A 21,978-nucleotide genomic window follows, 5' to 3' on the forward strand; every position below is an offset into this window, starting at 1 on the left:
GCGGCTATTCCCGCAGCCGCCAGCCGCTGGCGAAGATCCAGCGGATGATGCCCATGCAGACCACGATCATCGCCGCAACCGCCAGCAGCGATACCGTGACGGGCACGTCGGCGAGACCGAAGAACGACCAGCGGAACCCCGAGATGAGGTAAAGCACCGGGTTCAGCTTGGCCACGCCTTCCCAGAACGGGGGCAGCATGTCGGCCGAATAGAACGCGCCGCCCAGGAACACGAGCGGCGTGATGACCATCAGCGGCACCACCTGCAACTGCTCGAACGACTTCGCCCACAGGCCGATGATGAACCCCAGCAGGCTGAAGGCGAGCGATGTGAGGAACAAGAACGCCAGCATCCAGAACGGATGCAGCACGTGGACGCCCACGAAGAAGAAGCTGGTGAGAAGGATCAGAAGCGCGATCAGGATCGCCTTGGCGGCGGCGGCGCCCACAAAACCCAGCGTGACCTCGATCCAGCCCACGGGCGAGACGAGGTATTCGTAGATCGTGCCGCTGAACTTCGGAAAGTAGATGCCGAAGCTCGCGTTGCTGACCGACTGCTGCAGCACCGTCAGCATCATCAGCCCCGGCACGATGAAGGCGCCGTACTGCACCCCCTCGACCGACTGGATGCGCCCGCCGATGGCCGATCCGAACACGACGAAGTAAAGCGCCGTGGACACGACGGGCGAGGCGATGGATTGCCAGATGGTGCGGAAGAAGCGCGCCATCTCGCGCCCGAAGATGGCGACCGCGCCGTGCCGGTTCATGCCTGCACCCGCGGGGTTTCGGACACCAGGTTCATGAAGATCTCTTCCAGGCTGGATTGGGTGGTGGAAATGTCGCGCACGCCGATCCCCTGCCCGGCAAGGTCGCCCAGCAGGCGCGCGATCCCGGTGCGCTCGGCCCGGGTGTCGTAGTCGAAGGTCAGGCGGCCGCCGCCGTCGTCCAGCGCAAGGCCCGGCCGCGCCAGATCGGGCGGCAGCGCGCGCAGGGGCGTGTCCAGTTCGATCACCAGCGTCTTGCGGCCGAACTCTCCCATCATCTCGGCCTTGGGCTGGATCAGAGCCAGCTTGCCCTTGTCGATGACGCCGATCCGGTCGGCCATGTCCTCGGCTTCCTCGAGGTAGTGGGTGGTCAGGATGATGGTGACGCCGCGGCGGCGCAGGTCGCGCACGACCTCCCACATCTCGCGGCGCAGGACGACGTCCACGCCGGCGGTCGGCTCGTCCAGGAACAGGACCTTGGGGCGGTGCGACAGCGCCTTGGCGATCAGCACACGCCGCTTCATCCCGCCCGACAGCTCGCGCGTGGCCGCGCCGCGCTTGTCCCACAGCGCGAGGCTGCGCAGGACGGATTCGATATGCGCGTCGTCCGGCGGCTCGCCGTAAAGGGCGCGGGTGTAGCGGACGGAATCGATCACCTTCTCGAACGGGTCGAGCGCGATTTCCTGGGGGACGAGGCCGATCAACCTGCGCGCCGCGCGCCAGTCGGTGCGGACATCATGGCCGCCCACCCGGACGCTGCCGGACGTGGGCACCACCAGCCCGCAGATGATTGAGATGAGGGTCGTCTTGCCCGCGCCGTTCGGGCCGAGCAGGGCGAGGATCTCGCCCTCGCGGATCGACAGCGACACGTCGTCGAGCGCCTTGGTGCCGCTGCCGTAGCGCTTCGACAGGTTCTCGATCCGGATGATCTCGGTCATGGGAAATATCCTTGAGCGGGCGGCGCTTGGGACAGCCCGCCCGTGGGGACGACATAGGTGCGGGACCGCGCCGGGTTCAAGACGCGGCGTCGCCGATCACGATGCATGGCGGGTTCCCGCCCGGCGCGCGATGAACGCGGGCGTGGGCGCGATCAGGCCCCGGTCAGGTTCCGATCAGGCCCAGTCCATCACCACCTTGCCTGCCTCGCCCGACCGCATGGCGGCGAAGCCCGCCTTGAAGTCCCCGGCGCCGATGCGGTGGGTGATGAGCGGTTGCAGGTCCAGGCCCGACTGGATCAGCGCGATCATCTTGTACCAGGTCTCGTACATCTCGCGCCCGTAGATCCCCTTCAGTGTCAGCATCTTGAAGATGACGAGGTTCCAGTCGATCTCGAACCCGGCGGGCGCGATGCCCAGGATCGCGATCTTGCCGCCGTTGTTCATCTTGTCGATCATCTGCCGGAACGCCGGGGCCGCGCCCGACATCTCAAGGCCGATGTCGAACCCCTCGCGCATGCCGACCCGTTCCATGACCGTGCCAAGGTCGGTGTCGGCCACGTTGACCGCGTCGGCGATCCCCATGCTGCGGGCGAGGTCCAGGCGGACCGGGTTCACGTCGGTGATGACGACCTTGCGCGCGCCTGCGGCCTTGGCGACCATCGCGCCCATGATGCCGATGGGACCGGCGCCCGTGACCAGCACGTCCTCGCCCACGCAATCAAAGCTGAGCGCGGTGTGGACGGCGTTGCCGAAGGGGTCGAAGATCGCCGCGATCTCGTCGGGGATGTCGTCGGGGATCGGGACCACGTTGCTTTCGGGCAGGCACAGGTAGTCCGCGAACGCGCCCGCCCGGTGGACCCCCACCCCCAGCGTGTTGCGGCACAGGTGTCCCCGCCCCGCGCGGCAGTTGCGGCAGTGGCCGCAGGTGATGTGGCCTTCGCCCGACACGCGCTGCCCGCGCTGGAAGCGGGTGACGGCGCTGCCGGTTTCCGCGACGGTGCCGCAGAACTCGTGCCCCGTGACCATCGGCACCGGGATCGTCTTGGACGCCCATTCGTCCCAGTTCCAGATATGCACGTCGGTGCCGCAGATCGCGGTCTTGTTCACGCGGATCAGCACCTCGTTGGGGCCGGGCTCGGGGACCGGCACCTCTTCCATCCACAGCCCCGGCTCGGGGCGGGCCTTGACCAGCGCGCGCATCATGTTCGTCATTGGATCACCCCCAATTCGCGGCCCGTGTCGATGAAGGCCGCGATGGCGGCGGTCAGGTCGGCGTCGCTGTGACCGGCCGACATCTGGGTGCGGATGCGGGCCTGACCGCGCGGCACGACCGGAAAGGAAAAGCCGGTGACGTAGACGCCGCGTTCGAGCATCCGCGCGGCGAAGTCGCCCGCGAGCCGCGCGTCGCCGATCATCACCGGGATGATCGGATGCCCCGCGCCGCCAAGGGTGAAGCCCGCCGCGCCCATCTCGTCCCGGAACCGGGCCGCGTTCGCATCCAGCCGCGCGCGCAGGTCGTCGCCCGCTTCCGCAAGGTCGATCGCGGTCAGCGAGGCGGCCGTGATCATCGGCGCCAGCGCGTTGGAAAACAGATACGGCCGCGACCGCTGCCGCAGCATCGCCACCACCGCCGAAGGCCCCGCGACATAGCCGCCCGACGCCCCGCCCAGCGCCTTGCCCAGCGTCCCGGTCAGCACCGCCACCCGGTCCGCCACGCCGTGCAGCGCGGGCGTGCCGCGCCCCTGCGGACCGGTCAGGCCGACCGCATGGCTGTCGTCCACCACCACGGTCGCGTCATGACGTTCGGCCAGGTCGCAGATCGCGGGCAGGTTGGCGATGATGCCGTCCATCGAGAACACGCCGTCCGTCACGATCACCCGGGTCCGCGCGTCCGCCGCCTGCTTCAGGCAGCTTTCCAGTTCCGCCATGTCGTTGTTGGCGTAGCGCAGCCGTTTCGCCTTGCACAGCCGCACCCCGTCGATGATCGAGGCGTGGTTCAGTGCGTCCGAGATGATCGCGTCCTCCTCGCCCAGGATCGTCTCGAACAGGCCGGTGTTGGCGTCGAAGCAGGACGAATACAGCACCGCGTCCTCGGTCCCGAGCCAGCGCGCGATCCGCGCTTCCAGCGCCTTGTGATCTTCCTGCGTGCCGCAGATGAACCGGACCGAGGCCATGCCGTAGCCGTAGCGGTCCAGCGCCGCCTTGCCCGCAGCGATCAGGTCGGGGTGGTTCGCCAGCCCCAGGTAGTTGTTGGCGCAGAAGTTCAGGACCGACCCGCCCGGCGCGACGTCGATCCGCCCCGCCTGCATCGAGGTGATGACCCGCTCGGGCTTCCAAAGCCCGTCGGCGCGGATCTGGTCCAGTTCGTCGGCCAGCCTGTCGGTCAGGGTCATCGTCGGTTCCTTTGCGCACGCAAGCGCGGGCGGTCCGCCCGTCGCGCACCGACTTTCTGCCCCTTGGGCCGCCCCGGCAAGTCGATTTGCGGGGCGGCGGCGGGTTCGGGCGGATCAGGCGGCCGGCGCGGCCCCGAAGCGGTCGATCACCTCGGCCAGCGCGACATGGCCGCGAAAGGCGCCGGTTCCGCTGTCGGGGGCCGCCCCGCCCGCCTCGATCGCGGTGGCGAAGATGACGGCCGGCTCCGCCTCGATCCGCGCCCGAAGCGCCGAGAGCTTCGGCCAGCGGGTCCGGTCGGCGACGCTGTGGACATCCAGCCAGCGCGCCACCCCGATCAGAAGCCCGTCCGCAAGCGTCGGGCGGTCGCCGGCCAGGAACGTCGTATCGCCGATCGTGGCTTCGAGCTGGTCGTGCCGCTTTGTCACCCATTCGCGCCCCAGCGCCTTGAGCGCGGCGCGCGTTTCGGGGGCGGGATCGCCCGCCATTTCCAGTTCCTGCCAAAGCGGCGCGAATGCGGCTGTGAAGCCGGTGTTGATGAACGCCATCAGCCGGTGCATCCGGTCCGCCTGCGGCGACAGCGGATCAAAGCTGATCCGCCGCCCGTCGTCGCGCGCCTCGAGCCAGGCTGCGATGGCCATCGTTTCGGTCACGACGCGGCCGTCCGGGTCGACGAAGGCGGGCGTTTCCACCCGTGGATTGAGCCGCAGATAAGGCGGCTCGCGCATCTCGCCCAGCATGTCCACCCGGCAAAGCCGGTAGGGTCTGCCCAGCCATTCAAGGGCCGCGACAAGCCCCATGGAACTGCCGGCGGGGAAACCATAGATCAGGATCGGGTCCATTCGCTTGCTCCGGTATACAGGACGATGTTCGGAACGAACCGCTAGTGGACCCGGCGAATATTGGAAATTACGCACCTTTTCGTAACCATGGGGCCCGCGATGAAGACGCTCGTTTCCCGCTGCCCGATCGAGGAAGCGATGCAGGTGCTGAGCGGCCGCTGGCCGACGCTGCTGCTGTATTACCTGAAAGACGGGACCAAGCGGTTCAGCGATCTTCAGCGCGACAATCCGACGATCTCGCCCAAGATGCTGGCGCTGGAACTGCGCAAGCTGGAAAGCGCGGGCATCGTGCAGCGGACCGAGTTCGGCGGCTATCCGCTGCGGGTGGATTACCTGCTGACCCCGGCGGGGCTGCGCTTGGTGCCGCTGATCGACGCGCTTGGCGCGTGGTGGGAAGGGGTCGCCGAACCGGGTCCTGCGGCGGCGGCGGGGGTGCCGCAGGACGGCGCGCCGGCCCGGTGACCGGCGCGCCCTGACTTTGCGCGCGCTGGCGGCGGCTCAGGCGGCCAGCAGCGGATCGAACACGACCTCTCCGTTCAGGATGACGTCGATGCCAGCGCCGCCGGTCAGGATGTCGGTGCCCGCGCCGCCGTCCAGCACGTCCGCGCCCGCGCCGCCGAAGCATACGTCGTCGCCCGCACCCGCCGCGATCACGTCGTCGCCGCCGTCGCCCGACAGCACGTCGTTGCCCCCGCTTCCGAAGATCACGTCGCGCCCGTTCCCGCCCTGAACGAACAGCTGCATCCCGCCAAGACCCGAGGCGTCCAGCGTGTCGTCGCCGTCGAGCCCGCGGAACTGGACCTGGTCGAGGCTATCGAAGCCCACGATCCGCACGGTCGCCCCCAGCCCGTCCACCACGATCGCGTCGCCGTCCATGCGGATCACCACGTGATCGTCGCCCGCCGTCCCCGCGACCGTCACCAGGTCGGCCGCGCCGTCGGGACCCGACAGGTCGATCACCACCTCGTCCACGGTCGTCGGGGCGAGATCGCGCACCGTCACCTCGTCCGTGCCGTAGCCCAAGTGGAGCTCCAGCCGCTCCACGGTCTCGGTAAGCAGCCGTGCCGTCGCGGTCGAGCCGCCGGGCAGGATCGCCTGCGCGGTCATCACCGCGTCGGTGCCCACGGCGGCGATCTCGATCGCCTCGTCGACGGCCGCGCCGACGAAGTCGAAGCTGTCGATGCCCGCCCCGCCCGCGACCTCGTCGTTGCCGTCGCCGGGGTTCCAGGTGAAGCGGTCGTCGCCGTCGCCCAGGATCGCGCCGTCGTCGCCAAGCCCGCCGCTGACGCTGTCGTCGCCGCCGTCGCTGGCGATCACGTCGTCGCCCGCGCCGCCCAGCACCACGTCGGCCCCTTGGCTGCCAAATACGAAGTCCTGCCCCGCGCCCCCGTCCAGCACCAGATGCACCTGCCCCGCCGCCACGTCGCGGGCGCGGATGAAGTCGGTGCCGCCGCCGCCCTGCACGGTCAGGGTGTCGATCGCCTCGGCCCCGAACACGTCCACCGATGCGTGCAGCCCGTCCACCGTCACCAGCGAGCCGCCGCCGCTGGCGATGTCGATCTGTTCGCCGGCGGTCCCGCCCTCGACCGTCACCGCGTCGGCGGCGCCGTCGCCCGCAAGGCCGGGCAGCGACATCGCCACCTCGACCGAGCGGACGGTGCTGCCGGTCATGTCGCCCAGCGAGATGGCGTCCGCGCCCCCGAAGGCGCGGATCGTCACCGCCTCGATCGAGGTCATGTCCATGCGGATGTTGCCCAGGTCGCGGGTCAGGACCGCCTGCGCCGCCGCCGCCGTCAGGCGGAACGTCTCTGCCGCGGCGAAGCCGTTGAAGACCAGCGCGTCGCGGCCGCCATTGCCGTCCACGACGTCGCTGCCGTCGCCGTTGTCCCAGGCGAACACGTCGTCGCCCGCGCCCAGCCATGCCCGGTCGTTGCCCCGCCCGCCGCTGACGAAGTCGCGCCCGGCCCCGCCGCGCAGCATGTCGTCGCCGCCGCCGCTTGCGATCACGTCGTCGCCCGCGCCCGCATCCACGTCGAGGCGCAGGGTCAGGTCGCGGCTGGCCGCCAGGTTGTCCGCGCCGCCGCCCGCGTGGAACGCGATGGTGTCGCCCGCATCGCCCCCGTCGATCCCGACGAAAACCGGCAGCCCCAGGATCGCGGCGCCGCCGTTCTGGCCCAGGATCGACACGAAGCTGTCGCCGCTGCCGTCCGACAGCTCGACCCGGTCGGCCGCGCCGTCGCCCGCATGCGAGCCCTTGACGCCCGACAGGTCGATCCTGAGTTCCTCGACCGCCGAGCCCTTCAGCCCCTGCCCCACGCGAACCACGTCGACGCCGCCGCCCGCGAACAGGTCGATGCGCTCGACCCCGGTCATGCGCATGGCGATGGCGCCCACGTCGCGGTCGAACCGGGTGGTGCCGTTCGCGTGCGCCAGCTGGAACGTCTCGTCCGCGCCGTTGCCGTCGAAGGCGAGCGTGTCGAACCCGCCCTGCCCGAACACGGTGTCGCTGCCGTCGCCGGGGGCCCAGCCGAAGACGTCGCGGCCGGTCCCCAGCGCCGCGGTGTCGTCGCCCCGCCCGCCCGCGACGATGTCGTCGCCGCCGCGCGCCAGGATCAGGTCGTCGCCCGCGCCCGGGCTGGGGTCGGGCCCCAGCACCGCCACGCCGGGCGTGATGAGGCCGGGCGCGATCGTGTCCGCGTCGTTGCTGCCGATGAAAGTGGTCATGTTATCCTCGTCTGGTTGGGTTGGTGTGAAATCAGGTGACGGGAAGGTCGCGCAGGCCGCCGATCTCGGCCCGTTCAAGGACGCACAGGCCCAAGGGCACGCGGCCCCCGAGGCGGCGCAGATGGCCCACGAACTGGCCCATCCGCAGGTTGCGGCGCACCTGCCAGGGCACGCTGCGGCCCGGCACGCACCGGAAGCCGTGGCGTTCGTAGATCGGGATGTTGGCCCGCCCGGTGATGACGTGCAGGCGGCGGTTTTCCTGCGCCAGCAGGGTGCCGATCAGCGCCGTGCCGATGCCCCGTCCGCGATGGCTGGGCGCCACGACCAGCGACCCGAACTCACGCGAGCCGTCGCGGTGCAGGCGCACCTGCGCCGCGCCCACGACCCGCTCGCCGGTGCAGGCGACGACAAAGGCCGGATAGCGCAGGTCGGTCGGGTTCAGCGCCTCGGCCCGCACCAGCGCGCGGATCGCGGGCTCGTCGTCGGGCCGCGCGCGGCGCAGCGTCCAGTCGGCGCCGGTCACGGGAATGGGAGCGGAAATGGGGGCGAAACGGGTGTCGTCGGCTGTCTGGCGCGCGACCCGTGCGGACTGCGCGCCGCGCGATGGGTCGGGGCCGAAGAACGACGGGTAGTCGAAGACGGACGGGCGGCCGCGCATGGCTACCACCCCGGCGAGGGCTGGCCACCGGCCGCCCCCGCCCCTTCCCGGCCCGCATCGCGCAGGACGACCGCGAGGAACAGCGCCATGCTCGCAAGCGAAAGCAGCGCGCCCGCCGAGATGACCCACAGGAACGCGGTGTCGCCGGTCAGGAACTCATAGGCGAGCCCGCCGGTCATCAGCGGGAACCCGGCCGCGCCGCAGCCGACCTGCGCCCAGCCAAGGCGCGTGTCGCCGCGCCGCGCGCCGCGATGGTACAGGCCGTAAAGCGCCATCGTCACCCAGCCCAGCAGGTTGATGTGGGCGTGGACGGGCGCCAGCGTGAAGTCCTGCCGGATGCCCATGAAGATGCCGAGGCTCATGCCTGAAAGCGCGGCCAGCGCCGCCGTGCCGAAGCAGAAGATTGGTATTCTCATTCGTCTCTGGTCCCCTGATGGTTCGGGGCCGCGCCGCCCTGTCCGCCGCTCGATGCGTCGGCCGGACGGTGGAAATTGCCCCCGGACCGCGTTTTGACGCCCGCGCGTGGGCGCGATCGTGGTAAACATCGTGGTAGTTCGATCGTCCGACCGTGGTTTCTCGGGGACCTGTCCGCATGCAGGCCGGCCATCATGTCGCCGCCGCTTCGACGCCGTTCCGCCTTGAGGTGCTGGGCGAGCTGCGCGTCCTGCGCGATGCGCGGCCGCTCGCGCTTCCGCGATCGAAAAAGACCCGGGCGCTGATCGGCTATCTTGCGCTGACGGCGCGACCGCACCGGCGCGAGCGGCTGTGCGAACTGTTCTGGGACCTGCCCGACGACCCCCGCGGGTCGCTGCGCTGGGCGCTGAGCAAGATGCGCCCGCTGCTCGACGACGACGACACGACGCGGGTGGCGGCCGACCGCGAGCGGGTGACGCTGGCGTTCGGCCCCGGCGAGGTGGACCTGCTGGCGATCCGCGACGCGCTGCGTCCCGACGCATCCGACCTGCCGGTGGACCGGCTGAAGGACGCCGCGAAGGCGCTGGCGCAGCCGCTTTGCGACGGGTTGGACATGCCGCAGCTCGACATCTACCAGGCGTGGCTGGTCGCCGAACGGGAAGAGGTGTTCCGCCTGCGCCTGCGGGTCCTCGAACGCATCACCTCGCGCTCGGCCGCGGGCGACATCGAGGCGCTGCGCTGGCTGCGCGACCGCCACGCAGCCGACCCCCTGTCGGCCGAGGCGGCGGGCCTTCTGGCGCGCAGCCTGCGCCGGATGGGGCGGATCGAGGACGCGGATGAGGTCGTCCGGCAGCACCGCGATCTGGCGCGAGCCTCGGGCCTGCGCGAGGTGCCGGACATCGGCGGCGGGCCGGCCGGGGTGTCGGGGCCGGCCGGGGTTTCGGGGACGCAGGGCGCCGCCGGGTCAGGCGTGGCCGGTCACGACCTTCCGACCGACGCCGTTTCCCGCCCGGTTGCTTTCCCCGCGCTCGATCCCGCCCCCGAACTCGAACGGATGCGGCGGCACCAGACCATCGGCTTCTGCCAGTCCAACGACAACGTGCGGATCGCCTATGCCTGCGTCGGCGACGGGCCGCCGCTGGTCAAGGCCGCCAACTGGCTCAACCATCTGGAACTCGACTGGCACAGCGTGATCTGGGGCCAGACCTTCCAGCGTCTCGCCCGCTCGCGCCGGTTCGTCCGCTACGACGAGCGCGGCAACGGCCTGTCGGACTGGGACGTGGACGAGATCAGCTTCGAGGCGTTCGTGCGCGACCTGGAAACGGTGGCCGACGCGCTGGAACTGCCCCGGTTTCCGCTGCTCGGCATGTCGCAGGGCTGCGCGGTGTCCATCGCCTATGCGGTGCGCCATCCCGAACGGGTGTCGGCGCTGATCCTGATCGGCGGCTACGCGGCGGGCTGGCGGATTGGCGCGTCCGCCGAGGAACAGGAACGGCGCGAGGCGGTGATGACGCTGACCCGGCTGGGCTGGGGCACCAACAATTCGGCCTATCGCCACATCTTCAGCCAGACCTTCATGCCCGACGGGACGCCCGAGGAACTGGCGTGGTTCGACGACTTCCAGCGCCAGACGACCTCGCCCGAGAACGCGGTGCGGTTCCAGGACGCGTTCGGCGACATCGACGTGCGCCACATGCTGGCCTGCGTCCGGGCGCCGACGCTTGTCCTGCACGCGCGCCACGACCAGCGGATCACGCTGGAACAGGGGCGCGAGCTTGCGATCGGGATCCCCGGCGCGCGCTTCGTCCCGCTGGAAAGCCGCAGCCACATCATCCTGGGGCATGAACCCGCGTGGACCACCTGCATGGACGCGATCGAACGGTTCCTGGCCGAGCTGGGGCTGTAGCGGCCGATCATGCCCCTGCGGCCGGGCGGGCCGGGTCGCTCAGCCGCCGCGACGCTTCGCCAGCGCGAAACGCGCGAACAGGAACGGCAGCCGCAGCGGCAGCAGGGGATCGCGCCGCATCAGGGGGCGAAGGGATCGCAGGCCCGTCGGCCTGCCCTTCAGCAGATTGCGGACCAGCAGATAGGAATAAAGATCGCGCTTTTCGCGCAGGCCCGCGCGGGCCCCGCTGCCCGCATCGGCGTTCGGCAGGCGCACCAGCTTCTGGCCGAACAGCAGCTGGCTGCCCAGCCGGGTGACGATGCCGGGCGAATCCCATTCCAGGCTTTCGTAGAACATGTTCACGCCGCGCCCGCATTCCACCTCGGACCGGGTCGAGACGCAGATGCGCGCGCCCGACAGCGCGATCTGGATCCACATCATCCGGTCTTCGCTGGCGTGGCGCAGTTCGGGGTCGAACCGCTGGTGCCCCTGCGACGCCATCCGCAGGACGACGGTCGAGGACTGCGACAGGTATTCGCGCAGGAACACGGGGTCGAGCGCGTGGGGCGCAAAGCCGCGCGTCGCGTCGTCCAGCACGGCGCCCCTGTCCCACAGCGCGGGCGTGACCAGACCCATCAGGTCGATCATGGCGAAGTAGCTGTCGAAATGCCCCTCGCGCCGGTGGTCGGAAAAGTAGAAGTCGTAGCCCTGATCCAGCGCCGCCACCGCGTTCGCAAGGTGGTCGGGCGTCCATTCGTCGTCGGAATCGAGGAATGCCGCGTAGCGCGCGTTGCCGATCGCCGCCGCATAGCCAAGGCCGGTGTTCCGCGCCCCGCCGGGACCGGCGTTGTCCTGCCGGATGCTGCGCCAGGTGATGCGATCGTCGTCGTCGTAGCCCGCCATCTCGGCCATGGCCGGGACCGGCGAGGCGTCGTCCACGACGATCACCTGCAACCGCACCCCCGGCGGCAGGACCTGCGCGCGGATGCTGTCGAGCGCGCGGGCAAGGATGCCCGGCTCGCTTTGGTAGAAGGGGATGATGACGGCGATCCTGGCGGCGGTCTTCATGCCCGCATGTCCTCGTGTCGCAGGGGATGGCGGTTCACTTGCGGTGCGTCACCCAGTAGCGCACGGCGCCGCGCAGGCGCGCGACCTCGCGCTGGCGGCGGATGTGGTCGCGCATCGGCTCGCGCCGGGTCCACAGCTTCAGCTGGCCCTGGACCATCTTGCGGATGGTCCAGACCGGCGCGCCCAGGAACCGGCGCCCGCCCCGGGGGACCGGCGGCCCCATCACGTCCGCGCCGCTCGTCTCGCTGAGATAGGCCCAGGTCTCGCCTGCGGATTCGCTGTAGACGCGGACATAGTCCATCGTCAGGCGCTTGGCGGGAATCAGGTGGCGGACGCGGGCGGCGGGCACCCAGACGGCCGCGCCGCCTTCCTTGCGGATCGCGTCGATGACCATCGTTTCCTCGCCCAGCCGCTTGTGGGTGGGGCTGACGCCCAGCGCCGGGTCATAGCGGTGTCGCTTCTGTTCGGCTGCGCGCAGCGCGTAATTCGCGCCGTAGGGGATGGTGCCCGGCACGTTTTCCATCAGCCGCCGCTCGGGTCCAAGGTCGCGCTTGGCGACGATGGTGGCCAGCAGATCCTCGTTCTCGCGGAACCAGGCGGGGGGTTCCTCCTCGTAAACGGGTTCGATGACGCCGCCGAAGACCACGGCGTCGGGATAGGCCGAAAAGGCGTCGGCATAGGCGGCAAGCCAGCCCGGGTCGATCACCACGTCGTCGTCGGTCCACAGGATGTAGTCGCCGCGCGCCGCCGCGACGCCCGCGTTCCGCGCGTTCGAGAGGCCGGGCGTCGGCTCGACGATGCGGCGGATCGGCAGGCGGCCGTCGAACGACTGCACCACCTCGGCGGTGTGGTCGGTGCTGCCGTTGTCGACCAGCAGGAACTCCCACGTCGTGCCGGGCGGGACCTGCATGGCGGCGGCGGATTCGAGGACCCGGCGCAACTGCTCGGCCCGGTTGCGCGTGCACATGATGACGGTAAGGCGGGGCGTCTGGATCGAGGGCGGCGCGGTGTCGCTTGGCGGGGTGTCGCTTGGCGGGGTGTCGGTCGGCATGGTGTCGTCCCTCAGGCGGTCTGCGGTTCGCGGCGCGCGAGCCGGGCGCGGGCGGTGGCGACCGCCTCGGGCAGGGTCGCGGCCTGCGACACGCCCGCCCAGCGGGTCCCGAACGCCTGCGACAGCCGGGCGATCTTGCCGTAGCGGTTGTCCAGCACGCAATGCGGGATGTTCATGAGCGTGCACAGGATGTGGACGTGCAGCCGGTCGGTGATGACATAGCGCGCGCGCGACAGCAGCCGCAGGCCGCGGTCCACCCGCCGGTCCGACAGCTGGTTCAGGTAATCCCTGTGGCGCGCCGCCCCGCCCATCCGCGCCGGGTTGAACGACAGGATCGCGCGCCGGCGCGCGTCGCCCGCCGCCCGGGTCCAGACGTCGGGGTCGTCCTGAAGCCAGTCGGCCTGCACCCAGCCCTCGGGGACGTCCACCGCCTCGGCATAGCCCTGCCGTTCGGAATCGGTCCGCAGCAGCATCAGCACGTCGGCGTCGGGCCGGACGGGACGCGGCTGCGCCCCCATGGCGAACGCCATGTCGGGGCACAGCCGCACGTCGCAGGCAAAGTTCTGCCGCGCGAGATCGAGGCTCGGATGGTCGCGCACCAGCAGCAGGAAGCGGGGGTGGCGGGCGATCGCCTCGCGCGTGCGGGCGATCATGGCGGCGTCGTCGTAGTGGATCGACTGCGGCAACTGGATCACACGGCGGTCGGGAAACTCGGTCAGGATCCGTTCGCGGAACAGCTGGTGGCGCGGCCACAGGTCGCCGAAGTTGCCGCCGCCGTGCAGCAGCACCGGCACCTCGGCGGGAAGCGCGCGTATCTGCGCCAGGTCGATGTTCAGGTCGCCCGCCAGCCTGCGGCCGATCCCGTGCCGGTCCAGCCACGCGACCTGCCCCGACCAGATCGCGCTGTCGCCGACATTGCCGTGGTCGGGAAAATCCACCAGCGCGCAGCCGTTCGCCTTGAGCGCCGCGATCTCGTCCCGGAACACCGTGTCCAGCATGCCCTGGCAGCGGGACACCACGTCGGCTGCGGTCTGGGACTGCGGGTCGGGCAAGGTCGCCGCGGCGGGTGGGGTCGAGGTCACTCAGGTTTCCTTTCGCTGGCGCAACGAGGTCAGCAGGTCGCGTATCTCGCGCCGTGGATCGTGGCCGATGGCGAACATGATCGCAGGGAACAGTATCAGGCCAAAGACAACGCTTGCCACCGCCGTTTCCCACCCGCCGCCAAGGCGCGGGACGAGGAAGTCCATCGCAAAGCGCACCGCGACCGCCATCGCCGCCGCCGCCGCCAGCGCCGGCAGCACCACCCGCGCGGTCGAGGCCATGGGGATGCCCGCGTGGCGGCGCAGCGCCAGCTGCTGCGGGATCATCGTGATCCACGCCCGCGCCACATAGGCGGCGGCCACCGCCACCAGCCCGTAGGGAATGGCGATCCAGGTAAAGACGACCGTCAGCGCCAGTTGCAGGACCGCGATCCACAGGTTCGCCTGCGGCCGGTTGACCGAGGTGAGCGCGGGGCCGGAGAAGAAGTTCAGCACGAACGGCACGCTCATCAGCACCAGCACCTGCGCGACCGGGATCGCCGCGTCCCACTTGTCGCCGAACAGCAGCGGCAGCAGCAGCGGCGCGACCGCGCCAATCCCCAGAAGCGCCGGGAAGGTGGCAAGCCCCGCGATCCCGACCATCCGCGCATAGATCGCGCGGAACCGCGCGGGGTCGTTCTGGACGTGGGAAAACGTGACCAGCGCCACGCTGCCGATGGGCGACAGAAGCGACTGCGAGATCAGCTCGATCAGGCGCCAGGCGATGCGGTACTGGCCCACCGCCTCGGGTCCGTGCCAGCGCGAGATGAAGATTTCCTGCACCCGCACCAGCAGCAGCCAGACGATCTGCGTGGCCATCATGGAACTGCTGAAGATGATGAGCCCGCGCACCCGGCTGCGGTCGAACATCAGCGCGGGCCGCCACGGGCTCATGCGCCAGATCATGCCCAGGCCCACGATCCCGCCCACGAACGCCTGCCCGACCAGCGCCCACACGCCCCAGCCCTGAAACGCCAGGATCACCGCCACCACGCCGCCCGCGAGCCCCGACACGATGCTTTGAAAGGTCAGGCTGCGCTGCTGGAAATCGCGCGTGAGCAGGGCCGAGGGCACTGTCGTCAGCGTCGTCAGCGGCAGCAGGACCGCCAGCGCGCGGATCACGTTCACCGCCTCGGGCGCGTTCACCAGGCGGGCATAGGCCGGGGCGCCAAGCGCCAGGATCCCGGCCGCCGCCAGCGACAGGCCCAGCACGCACCAGAACACGGTATTGTCGAACGACGCCGAGCGGTCGGGTTCGCGCACGATCGCGCTGCCAAGCCCCGCCGTCGCCACGATCCGGGCGATTTCCACCACGATGCTGGCCAGCGCGAAGACCCCGAAGTCGGCGGGCGCAAGCAGCCGCGCCATGACCGCGAACAGGACGAAGGTGATGATCGCGCTCCAGACCGAGCGCAACACCGACCACAGCGATGCCACGAACGTCTTCCGCTTCAAGCCGTCAGCGTTGGCCATTGATCTCGTCCACCGCGGCGGCTTCGTGCGGCCATTGGGGTTATTTCGGGGTGAGAGTCAACCGAACGGCAGGGCCCGGCAGGCAGGGGTCGCTTTCGCCAAGGTTGCGGCATGGGGACGACACGCGGGCGGGGCACCGTCGAGCGCGCGGAAAGTCGCCGATGACCCTGCGCCCACGGAACCCATCCGAGCCCGCAGCCATTCGGCTATGCAGGGGGCTGAAAGCAAACAAGAAAATCGGCGCTCACGCCAGACTCAAAAAATCGTGGGAAAATTGATGGAACTCGCGCAACCATAAGGCGAGTAGGTAAGTTGTTGCTCTACCCAGAGTAGAGTGAGGCAACATGTCGGCCACCTCCCACATCAACATGATCAACCTGCAGGTCACGGCGGAAAAACAGATCGCCATCGACCAGGCGAACGGCACTTACGCCGCGACCGTGGCGGCCGACGAGAAATACTACCTGTGGCAATCGGACTTTCAGACCCGCCCGATGGGGATGGAAAACCAGCCCGAAGCCTATGCCAGGCTGCTGCGCCAGACGCTTCCCGGGGTCGACACGCTGCGGATCCCGTTCAACGCCTTTTCGTTCAACGCCGACGGCACGCTGGACCCGGTGTATGAGCGTTTTCTTGCCGAGGCCGCGAAGCAGGGTTTCAAGCTGGTGCTGGTCTATGCCGACGGCGACATGCAGCGGCTGGGCGAGACGGGCAACCCCGATGTCGCCACGATGCGCGACGCACTGGCGGGCGAGGTTCACGACCGCATGATCCAGGGCTGGACGACGATGCTCGACTGGCTCGACGCCCATCCCGCGGTCAATGCGGCGGTCTATGCGCTCGAGGCGGCGAACGAACCCGCCGCTTATTCACGGGCCGAGACGCTGGCGGGCGGCGGCGGCGAGTTCGTGCAGATGTACGGCGACCACATGGCCGAGTTCGCGCAGCTGATCGAGGCGCGGTCGGACGCGCGGATCATGGTAGGCGGATGGGCCTATTCGGCGCTATTCGACATTCTCGCGACCACGATCAGCAGCGCGGGCGACACCAGCGTCATGGACCAGATCCGGGCCGCGGCGGGCGATCTTCTGGTATGGTCCAGCCATCTTTACCCGAACTGGGCCGCCGGCGGCAGCGACACCGTCGAGGCGATGGAGACGTTCCTGCGCGAGCGCTTCGGCGTCCTTGGTGACGACGACGTGATCGTGACCGAAACCAACGCCGAAGGCCGCAACGCCAACAACGTCGTGAACAACAGCATGGCGTTCTGGATGGTCCGCGCCTACGAGGTGTTCGCGGATGCGGGCATCGGCCTGGGCTGGTTCCCGGGTGCCGAGGCGGGCGCATCGACCTTCGTCACCATCAACAACGGCAAGAAGGTGCTGTTCCAGCACGCCGACAGCTTCGCGCAGGGCATGAACGGCTTTCTCATGGACGAGGAGGATCCGCTTCACCTCGGCGACGAGACGATCACCGCGCGGCTCATCGCCGGCGACGTGTACCGCGAGGACGGGATCCGCGTCGCGGTCGACGGGATCGGCTATGCCGCGGGCTTCGGCGGCGACGACACGATCACCGGGATCGAGCGCGGCATGAACATGCTCTACGGCGGCGCGGGCAACGACGTCGTCACCGGCGCGTCCGGGCGCGACCACCTGTTCGGCCAGGGCGGCAACGACACGCTGAACGGCGTCGCGGGCAACGACGTCCTGATGGGCGGCGACGGCGACGACGAGCTGCGGGGCGGCGCGGGCAACGACGTGATGACCGGCGGCCGCGGGGCCGATCTGTTCGTGCTCGCCGACGGCGGCGAGGACGTGCTGGCCGACTTTCGCCACGACCAGGGCGACCGTATCATCATCGACGGCAGGGAATGGACCTATGCCGAGATGATGGCCGCGGGCACGCTGGCCGATTACGACAACGACGGACGCGCCGACGACCTGATCCTGACGGTGGCGGGCGGGCGCGCGATCCTGATGAACCAGCTCCGCGCAGACGGCGTCTGCCACGGGACCGAAGATGCCGACGACATCGCCGTCGGCTACGTCGACACCGACGGCGACGCCTTTACCTGGCAAGGCATGTGGGTGAACGGGCGCGGCGGCAACGACACCATCAACGGCAGCACCGCCAACGACACGCTGGACGGCAGCATGGGCGACGATTCCCTTGTCGGCCGCACCGGCAACGACGTGCTGATCGGCGACGAGGGGCGCGACACCGTCTATGGCCAGGACGGGCTGGATACGCTCGACGGCGGCCTGGGCGAGGACATGCTGTACGGCGACGGCGGCAACGACCTGATCGGCGGCGGCGCGGGCAACGACAAGCTGTATGGCGCGGCCGGGCTGGACACGCTGAACGGGGATGCCGACTGCGACACGCTGGATGGCGGCGGCGACGCCGACCTGCTGAACGGCGGCGAAGGCGCCGACAAGCTGCTGGGGTCGGCGGGCTTCGACACGCTGAACGGCGATGACGGCAACGACACCCTGGACGGCGGCGGCGACAACGACCTGGTGAACGGCGGGACCGGCAACGACAGCCTGCTGGGCGCGGCCGGCAACGACTCGCTCAACGGCGACGAAGGCAACGACTCGCTCAACGGCGCCTATGGCCACGACGTGCTGAGCGGCGGCGACGGCTACGACACGCTGGACGGCAGCAACGACAACGACACGCTTTACGGCGACGGCGGCGACGACAAGCTGCTGGGGTCGGCCGGGCTGGACCTGCTGGATGGCGGGGACGCCAACGACAGCCTGCTGGGCGGCGACGGCAACGACACGCTTCTGGGCGGCGTCGGCGACGATTCCCTTTACGGCAATATGCACAACGACCTGCTGATCGGCGGCGACGGCGACGACTACCTTGAAGGCGGCGCAAGCGAGGACCGGTCCGAGGGCGGGAACGGCGCCGACACGTTCCTGTCGAACATGGCCGCGGGCAGCATCAAGACGCTGATCGGCGGGGCGGACGCCGACGAGTTCCTGTTCATCAACTGCAGCGCCAGTTCGCAGGCGATCGCCTATCTCGAGGATTTCGAGATCGGCGTGGACCAGATCAGCGTTGAAGGCGTGGCGGGCATCGCGGCCATCCGCGCGATGCGGGGGTTCGAGGGGTTCACCCAGCAGGGCGACGACGCCGTGATGCGGTTCGCGGGCGACCTGTACGTGTTCCGCGACCACCTGGTCAGCGATTTCATCTGACGGCGCGGGCGAGCGGTCGTCGCGGCCCGCGTGACGCGCGGCTGCCTCGCAACCGGCGCGCGGCCAAAACCGTGACGTCAGGTGGACAGGACGGGTCCGCCCGCACCCTGCTGTCCGTCAGCTCGGCCTAGCCTTTCCCGCGGCCGCCTGCCATCCTGACCGGAACCTGCCCGGCCGCATGCGTCCCGAACATCGATGACTCGGCGCGCGTCACCCGGCCGGGCGACACCGACCGAACCGACGACCAGGACCAATGAGGGGCGCCCCCGACGATGAACCACACCTCCGCCGGCTGGCGCACAGCGCAGCACGAACCCTCGCTGTCCGAGGTGTTCCGGTCCGTCGCCATCCCGATGGGCGCGTCGCGGTTCCGGCGTTTCCTCGCCTTCATCGGGCCGGGCTACCTTGTCGCGGTCGGCTACATGGACCCGGGCAACTGGGCGACCTCGCTCGCCGGCGGGGCGAAGTTCGGCTATACGCTGCTGTTCGTGGCGCTGCTGTCGAACATCATGGCGATGCTGCTGCAATCGCTGTGCGCCCGGCTGGCGATCGCGTCGGGGCGCGACCTCGCGCAGGCCTGCCGCGACGCGTTCCCGCGCTGGGTGTCCTATCCGCTGTGGCTGCTGGCCGAGGCGGCGATCATCGCCACCGACCTGGCCGAGGTGATCGGCACCTCGATCGGCCTGAACCTGCTGTTCGGGATCCCGCTCGAGATCGGGATCTTCATCACGGCGGCCGACGCATTTCTGATCCTGTGGCTGCAGAACCGCGGCTTCCGCTGGATCGAGGCGTTCGTGATCGCCATGCTGGGCCTGATCGCCGCGTGCTTTGCGGTCCAGATCGCGATGGCCGACCCCGACTGGGGCGCCGTCATCCGCGGCTTCGCCCCCTCGGTCGAGATCGCGACCAACCCCGAGATGCTGTATATCGCGCTGGGGATCATCGGCGCGACCGTGATGCCGCACAACCTGTACCTGCATTCGGGCATCGTCCAGACCCGAGCCTATGGCCAGGACCCGGCCGAGAAGCGGGCGGCGCTGTCGATGGCGACGTGGGATTCCACCATCGCGCTGATGTTCGCGCTGTGCGTCAACGCCTCGATCCTGATCCTTGCCGCGGCCACGTTCCACAGCACCGGCAACACCGAGATCGTCGAGATCGACCAGGCGCACGCGCTGCTGACGCCGCTTCTGGGCGGGTCCATCGCGCCGACGCTGTTCGGGCTGGCGCTGCTGTGCTGCGGGCTGAACGCCACGATCACCGCGACCATGTCGGGCCAGATCGTGATGGAGGGGTTCATCCGCTGGCGCATCAGCCCGGTCGCGCGGCGGCTGATAACCCGCGTCATCGCGATCATTCCGGCGCTGGCCGTGATCCTCATCTGGGGGGCCGAGGAAACCGGCCGGCTGCTGATCCTGAGCCAAGTCGTCCTCAGCTTCCAGCTGCCGTTCGCGATCGTGCCGCTGGTGATGTTCACCGCCAGCCGCACCAAGATGGGCGACCTGGTGTCGCCGCGCTGGCTGACGCTGGCCTGCGCGATCGTTGCGCTGACGATCATCGGGCTGAACGCCAACCTGCTGCGGACGGTCATCTTCGGGGCGTGATCTTCGGGGTCTAAGCTTCGGGGTTTAATCTTCCGCAACCTGACGCCCGGCACGGAACACGGGCACGCGCCCGGTGTTGGGCACGCACGGGATTCGCGCGGACGATCCCCCGTCACGGGAGAAGTCAGGGAGAAGGCGGCTGGCCCAGACATACGACAGGGAACGCCCCGGGGGCGGCAGGCGCGGCATAGAAGTGCGCCCGGCATCCACGGCGTCCATCCCGTGATCCCGCCGATCCACCCCGACCCCTACATCCTCGTCCTGACCGGCGCGGGGTTCCTGATCGCGCTGGTCGCGTGGCTGCCGCTGGCGCTCAAACGCCTGCCGCTGTCGCTGCCCATCGTCTGCATCGCCGCGGGCGCGGTGCTGTCGGCGGTGCCAGGGCCGCTGCGCGACCTGCATGCCTCGCCGCTGGCCTACCCCGAGCTGACCGAGCGTTTCGCCGAGTTCGTCGTCATCATCGCCCTGATGGGCGCCGGGCTGAAGCTGGACCGGATCTTCGGCTTGTGGCGATGGGCGGTGACGTGGCGGCTGATCCTCGTGACCCTGCCGCTCAGCATCGCGGCGATCACGCTGCTCGGCGGGACCTGGCTCGGGCTGTCCTCGCCGGTGGCGCTGCTGCTGGCGGCCTCGCTTGCCCCGACCGATCCGGTTCTCGCGTCGGACGTGCAGGTCGGCCCGCCCAAGACGGGCGAGGAGGACGAGGTGCGGTTCGGCCTGACATCGGAGGCGGGCGTGAACGACGGCGCGGCCTTTCCGTTCGTCCACCTCGCGATCACGCTGACGGCCGCAGGCGCGACCGGGAAGCCGTGGGCGGTCGAATGGCTGACCTACAACGTGCTGTGGGAAATCGGCGCGGGCGTCGCGGGCGGCTACCTGATCGGACGCGCCTTCGGCTGGCTCGCCTTCCGCGTCAGCGCCGAAACGAAGCTGGCGCGGACCGGCGACGGGCTGATCGCGCTGTCCGCCACCTTCGTGTCCTACGGGCTGACCGAGATCATCCATTCCTACGGGTTCCTGTCGGTGTTCGTGACCGCGCTGACCTTTCGCGCCGCGCACCGGACCCACGACTTCAACCGCCAGATGCACGACACGACCGAACAGATCGAGCGGCTGGCGATGATGGCGCTGCTCTTGCTGTTCGGGGCGGCGCTGGCCGACGGGCTGCTGCGCGGACTGGTCTGGACCGACGTCGCGGCGGCGCTGGTCATCCTGCTGGTGATCCGGCCGGTGACCGGGCTGATCGGCCTGGCCGGCCACAAGGCGGAGATGGGCGAAAAGCTGACGATCGCCTTCTTCGGGATCCGGGGCGTGGGGTCGATCTATTACCTCGCCTACGGCCTGAACCACGCCGAAATCGCGGGTGGCGAGCGGCTGTGGGCCATCGCGGGTCTGGTGATCCTGATCTCGATCCTTCTGCACGGGCTGACGGTCACGCCCGTCATGCGGCTGCTCGACCGCAAGCAGGGCCGCGATCCCGACGCGGACGCGGTGCCGCCGCCGGGGTTGCAGGGACCGGGCGGCGGGTAAGGGCAAAGCGGCGGTCAGGGCGGCTGTCAGGGCGGCCAGCGCGCGCCGCGACCCGCGATTTCCCGGTCAGCGGGATGCCGCCCGCCCGCGCCGATGCAGGCGCGCCAGATGCATGTTCCAAGACGATGCAGCGCATCGGAATGCGATTCGCGGCCAGCCGCCAGAAAAAGACATCTCGTCCTTAAAAGTCACCGGCACGGCAAAATCGTGAACAAATCTTGCGCGATACGGCAACAACCTGTCCGAAAAGTACCTTGTCACCCCTGTCATATTATTCCATCGTGCCTGAACCGTGACGCTACGTCGCGTGTGCGGGCGTGCTTGCCCGCGCTGGCCAACCATCGAA

17 protein-coding genes are annotated in these 21,978 nt (G+C 69.6%); 5 read left to right on the forward strand and 12 right to left on the reverse strand.

What is annotated here, in order from left to right:
* Positions 1-4 precede the first annotated feature (4 nt).
* The 5 genes from FNF32_RS02475 to FNF32_RS02495 all read right to left on the reverse strand — a co-directional run bounded on the left by FNF32_RS02475 (position 5) and on the right by FNF32_RS02495 (position 4,934).
* Positions 5-766 (reverse strand): ABC transporter permease, encoded by a 762-nt coding sequence (locus FNF32_RS02475; RefSeq protein WP_131674729.1) that lies wholly within the window; start codon positions 764-766, stop codon positions 5-7.
* Positions 763-1,701 (reverse strand): ABC transporter ATP-binding protein, encoded by a 939-nt coding sequence (locus FNF32_RS02480; protein ID WP_131674730.1) that lies wholly within the window; start codon positions 1,699-1,701, stop codon positions 763-765. Before FNF32_RS02480 ends, FNF32_RS02475 begins: the two co-directional genes overlap by 4 nt.
* A gap of 174 nt (positions 1,702-1,875) precedes the next feature.
* On the reverse strand, positions 1,876-2,901 hold the full coding sequence (gene tdh / locus FNF32_RS02485; protein WP_221930642.1) for an L-threonine 3-dehydrogenase: 1,026 nt from the start codon (positions 2,899-2,901) through the stop codon (positions 1,876-1,878).
* Between the two features lie 8 nt (positions 2,902-2,909).
* A complete protein-coding gene (locus FNF32_RS02490; protein ID WP_131674732.1) occupies positions 2,910-4,094 on the reverse strand; it encodes a glycine C-acetyltransferase in 1,185 nt (394 codons plus the stop codon).
* Between the two features lie 114 nt (positions 4,095-4,208).
* Complete coding sequence (locus FNF32_RS02495) at positions 4,209-4,934, reverse strand: glutathione S-transferase family protein (RefSeq protein ID WP_131674733.1); 726 nt, start codon at positions 4,932-4,934, stop codon at positions 4,209-4,211.
* Between the two features lie 99 nt (positions 4,935-5,033).
* On the opposite strand from FNF32_RS02495, the gene FNF32_RS02500 reads away from it, so the two are divergent.
* Positions 5,034-5,396, forward strand: coding sequence for a winged helix-turn-helix transcriptional regulator (locus tag FNF32_RS02500; protein ID WP_131674734.1), 363 nt, complete (start codon positions 5,034-5,036; stop codon positions 5,394-5,396).
* A gap of 36 nt (positions 5,397-5,432) precedes the next feature.
* Here FNF32_RS02500 and FNF32_RS02505 read toward each other — a convergent pair whose 3' ends face one another.
* The 3 genes from FNF32_RS02505 to FNF32_RS02515 are packed head-to-tail and all read right to left on the reverse strand — an operon-like array spanning position 5,433 to position 8,732.
* A complete protein-coding gene (locus FNF32_RS02505) occupies positions 5,433-7,658 on the reverse strand; it encodes a calcium-binding protein (protein WP_131674735.1) in 2,226 nt (741 codons plus the stop codon).
* Between the two features lie 31 nt (positions 7,659-7,689).
* The gene (locus tag FNF32_RS02510; RefSeq protein WP_131674736.1) at positions 7,690-8,316 is read right to left on the reverse strand and encodes a GNAT family N-acetyltransferase; all 627 of its coding nucleotides are present in this window, start codon (positions 8,314-8,316) and stop codon (positions 7,690-7,692) included.
* A 2-nt stretch (positions 8,317-8,318) separates the two neighbouring features.
* Entirely contained in the window at positions 8,319-8,732 is a 414-nt protein-coding gene (locus tag FNF32_RS02515) for a hypothetical protein (RefSeq protein WP_143796457.1), read from the reverse strand.
* Between the two features lie 176 nt (positions 8,733-8,908).
* On the opposite strand from FNF32_RS02515, the gene FNF32_RS02520 reads away from it, so the two are divergent.
* Positions 8,909-10,636 carry a bifunctional AfsR/SARP family transcriptional regulator/alpha/beta hydrolase gene (locus FNF32_RS02520; RefSeq protein WP_143796458.1) on the forward strand — a complete coding sequence of 576 codons (1,728 nt, stop codon included), beginning with the start codon at positions 8,909-8,911 and terminating at the stop codon, positions 10,634-10,636.
* A gap of 39 nt (positions 10,637-10,675) precedes the next feature.
* Here the strand turns inward: FNF32_RS02520 and FNF32_RS02525 are convergent, their stop codons facing one another.
* From FNF32_RS02525 to FNF32_RS02540, 4 genes are read right to left on the reverse strand one after another with little or no spacing between them, the layout of a single operon-like run.
* On the reverse strand, positions 10,676-11,683 hold the full coding sequence (locus FNF32_RS02525) for a glycosyltransferase family 2 protein (RefSeq protein ID WP_143796459.1): 1,008 nt from the start codon (positions 11,681-11,683) through the stop codon (positions 10,676-10,678).
* A 34-nt stretch (positions 11,684-11,717) separates the two neighbouring features.
* Complete coding sequence (locus tag FNF32_RS02530; protein WP_131674739.1) at positions 11,718-12,734, reverse strand: glycosyltransferase; 1,017 nt, start codon at positions 12,732-12,734, stop codon at positions 11,718-11,720.
* Positions 12,735-12,745: 11 nt separating this feature from the next.
* Positions 12,746-13,816, reverse strand: a complete 1,071-nt coding sequence (locus FNF32_RS02535; RefSeq protein WP_131674740.1) for a polysaccharide pyruvyl transferase family protein — start codon at positions 13,814-13,816, stop codon at positions 12,746-12,748.
* Positions 13,817-15,268 carry a lipopolysaccharide biosynthesis protein gene (locus tag FNF32_RS02540; protein ID WP_221930639.1) on the reverse strand — a complete coding sequence of 484 codons (1,452 nt, stop codon included), beginning with the start codon at positions 15,266-15,268 and terminating at the stop codon, positions 13,817-13,819.
* Positions 15,269-15,630: 362 nt separating this feature from the next.
* Here FNF32_RS02540 and FNF32_RS02545 point away from each other — a divergent pair, with 362 nt between their 5' ends.
* The 3 genes from FNF32_RS02545 (at position 15,631) to FNF32_RS02555 (ending at position 21,632) form a co-directional block, all read left to right on the forward strand.
* Positions 15,631-18,498, forward strand: coding sequence for a calcium-binding protein (locus FNF32_RS02545; protein ID WP_131674742.1), 2,868 nt, complete (start codon positions 15,631-15,633; stop codon positions 18,496-18,498).
* A 272-nt stretch (positions 18,499-18,770) separates the two neighbouring features.
* Positions 18,771-20,102, forward strand: coding sequence for an Nramp family divalent metal transporter (locus tag FNF32_RS02550; RefSeq protein WP_131674743.1), 1,332 nt, complete (start codon positions 18,771-18,773; stop codon positions 20,100-20,102).
* 222 nt (positions 20,103-20,324) lie between these two features.
* On the forward strand, positions 20,325-21,632 hold the full coding sequence (locus tag FNF32_RS02555; protein WP_221930640.1) for a cation:proton antiporter: 1,308 nt from the start codon (positions 20,325-20,327) through the stop codon (positions 21,630-21,632).
* Positions 21,633-21,978: the final 346 nt, after the last annotated feature.

Source organism: Paracoccus marinus, assembly GCF_007018965.1.
In the GTDB taxonomy this organism is placed as follows: domain Bacteria; phylum Pseudomonadota; class Alphaproteobacteria; order Rhodobacterales; family Rhodobacteraceae; genus Paracoccus; species Paracoccus marinus.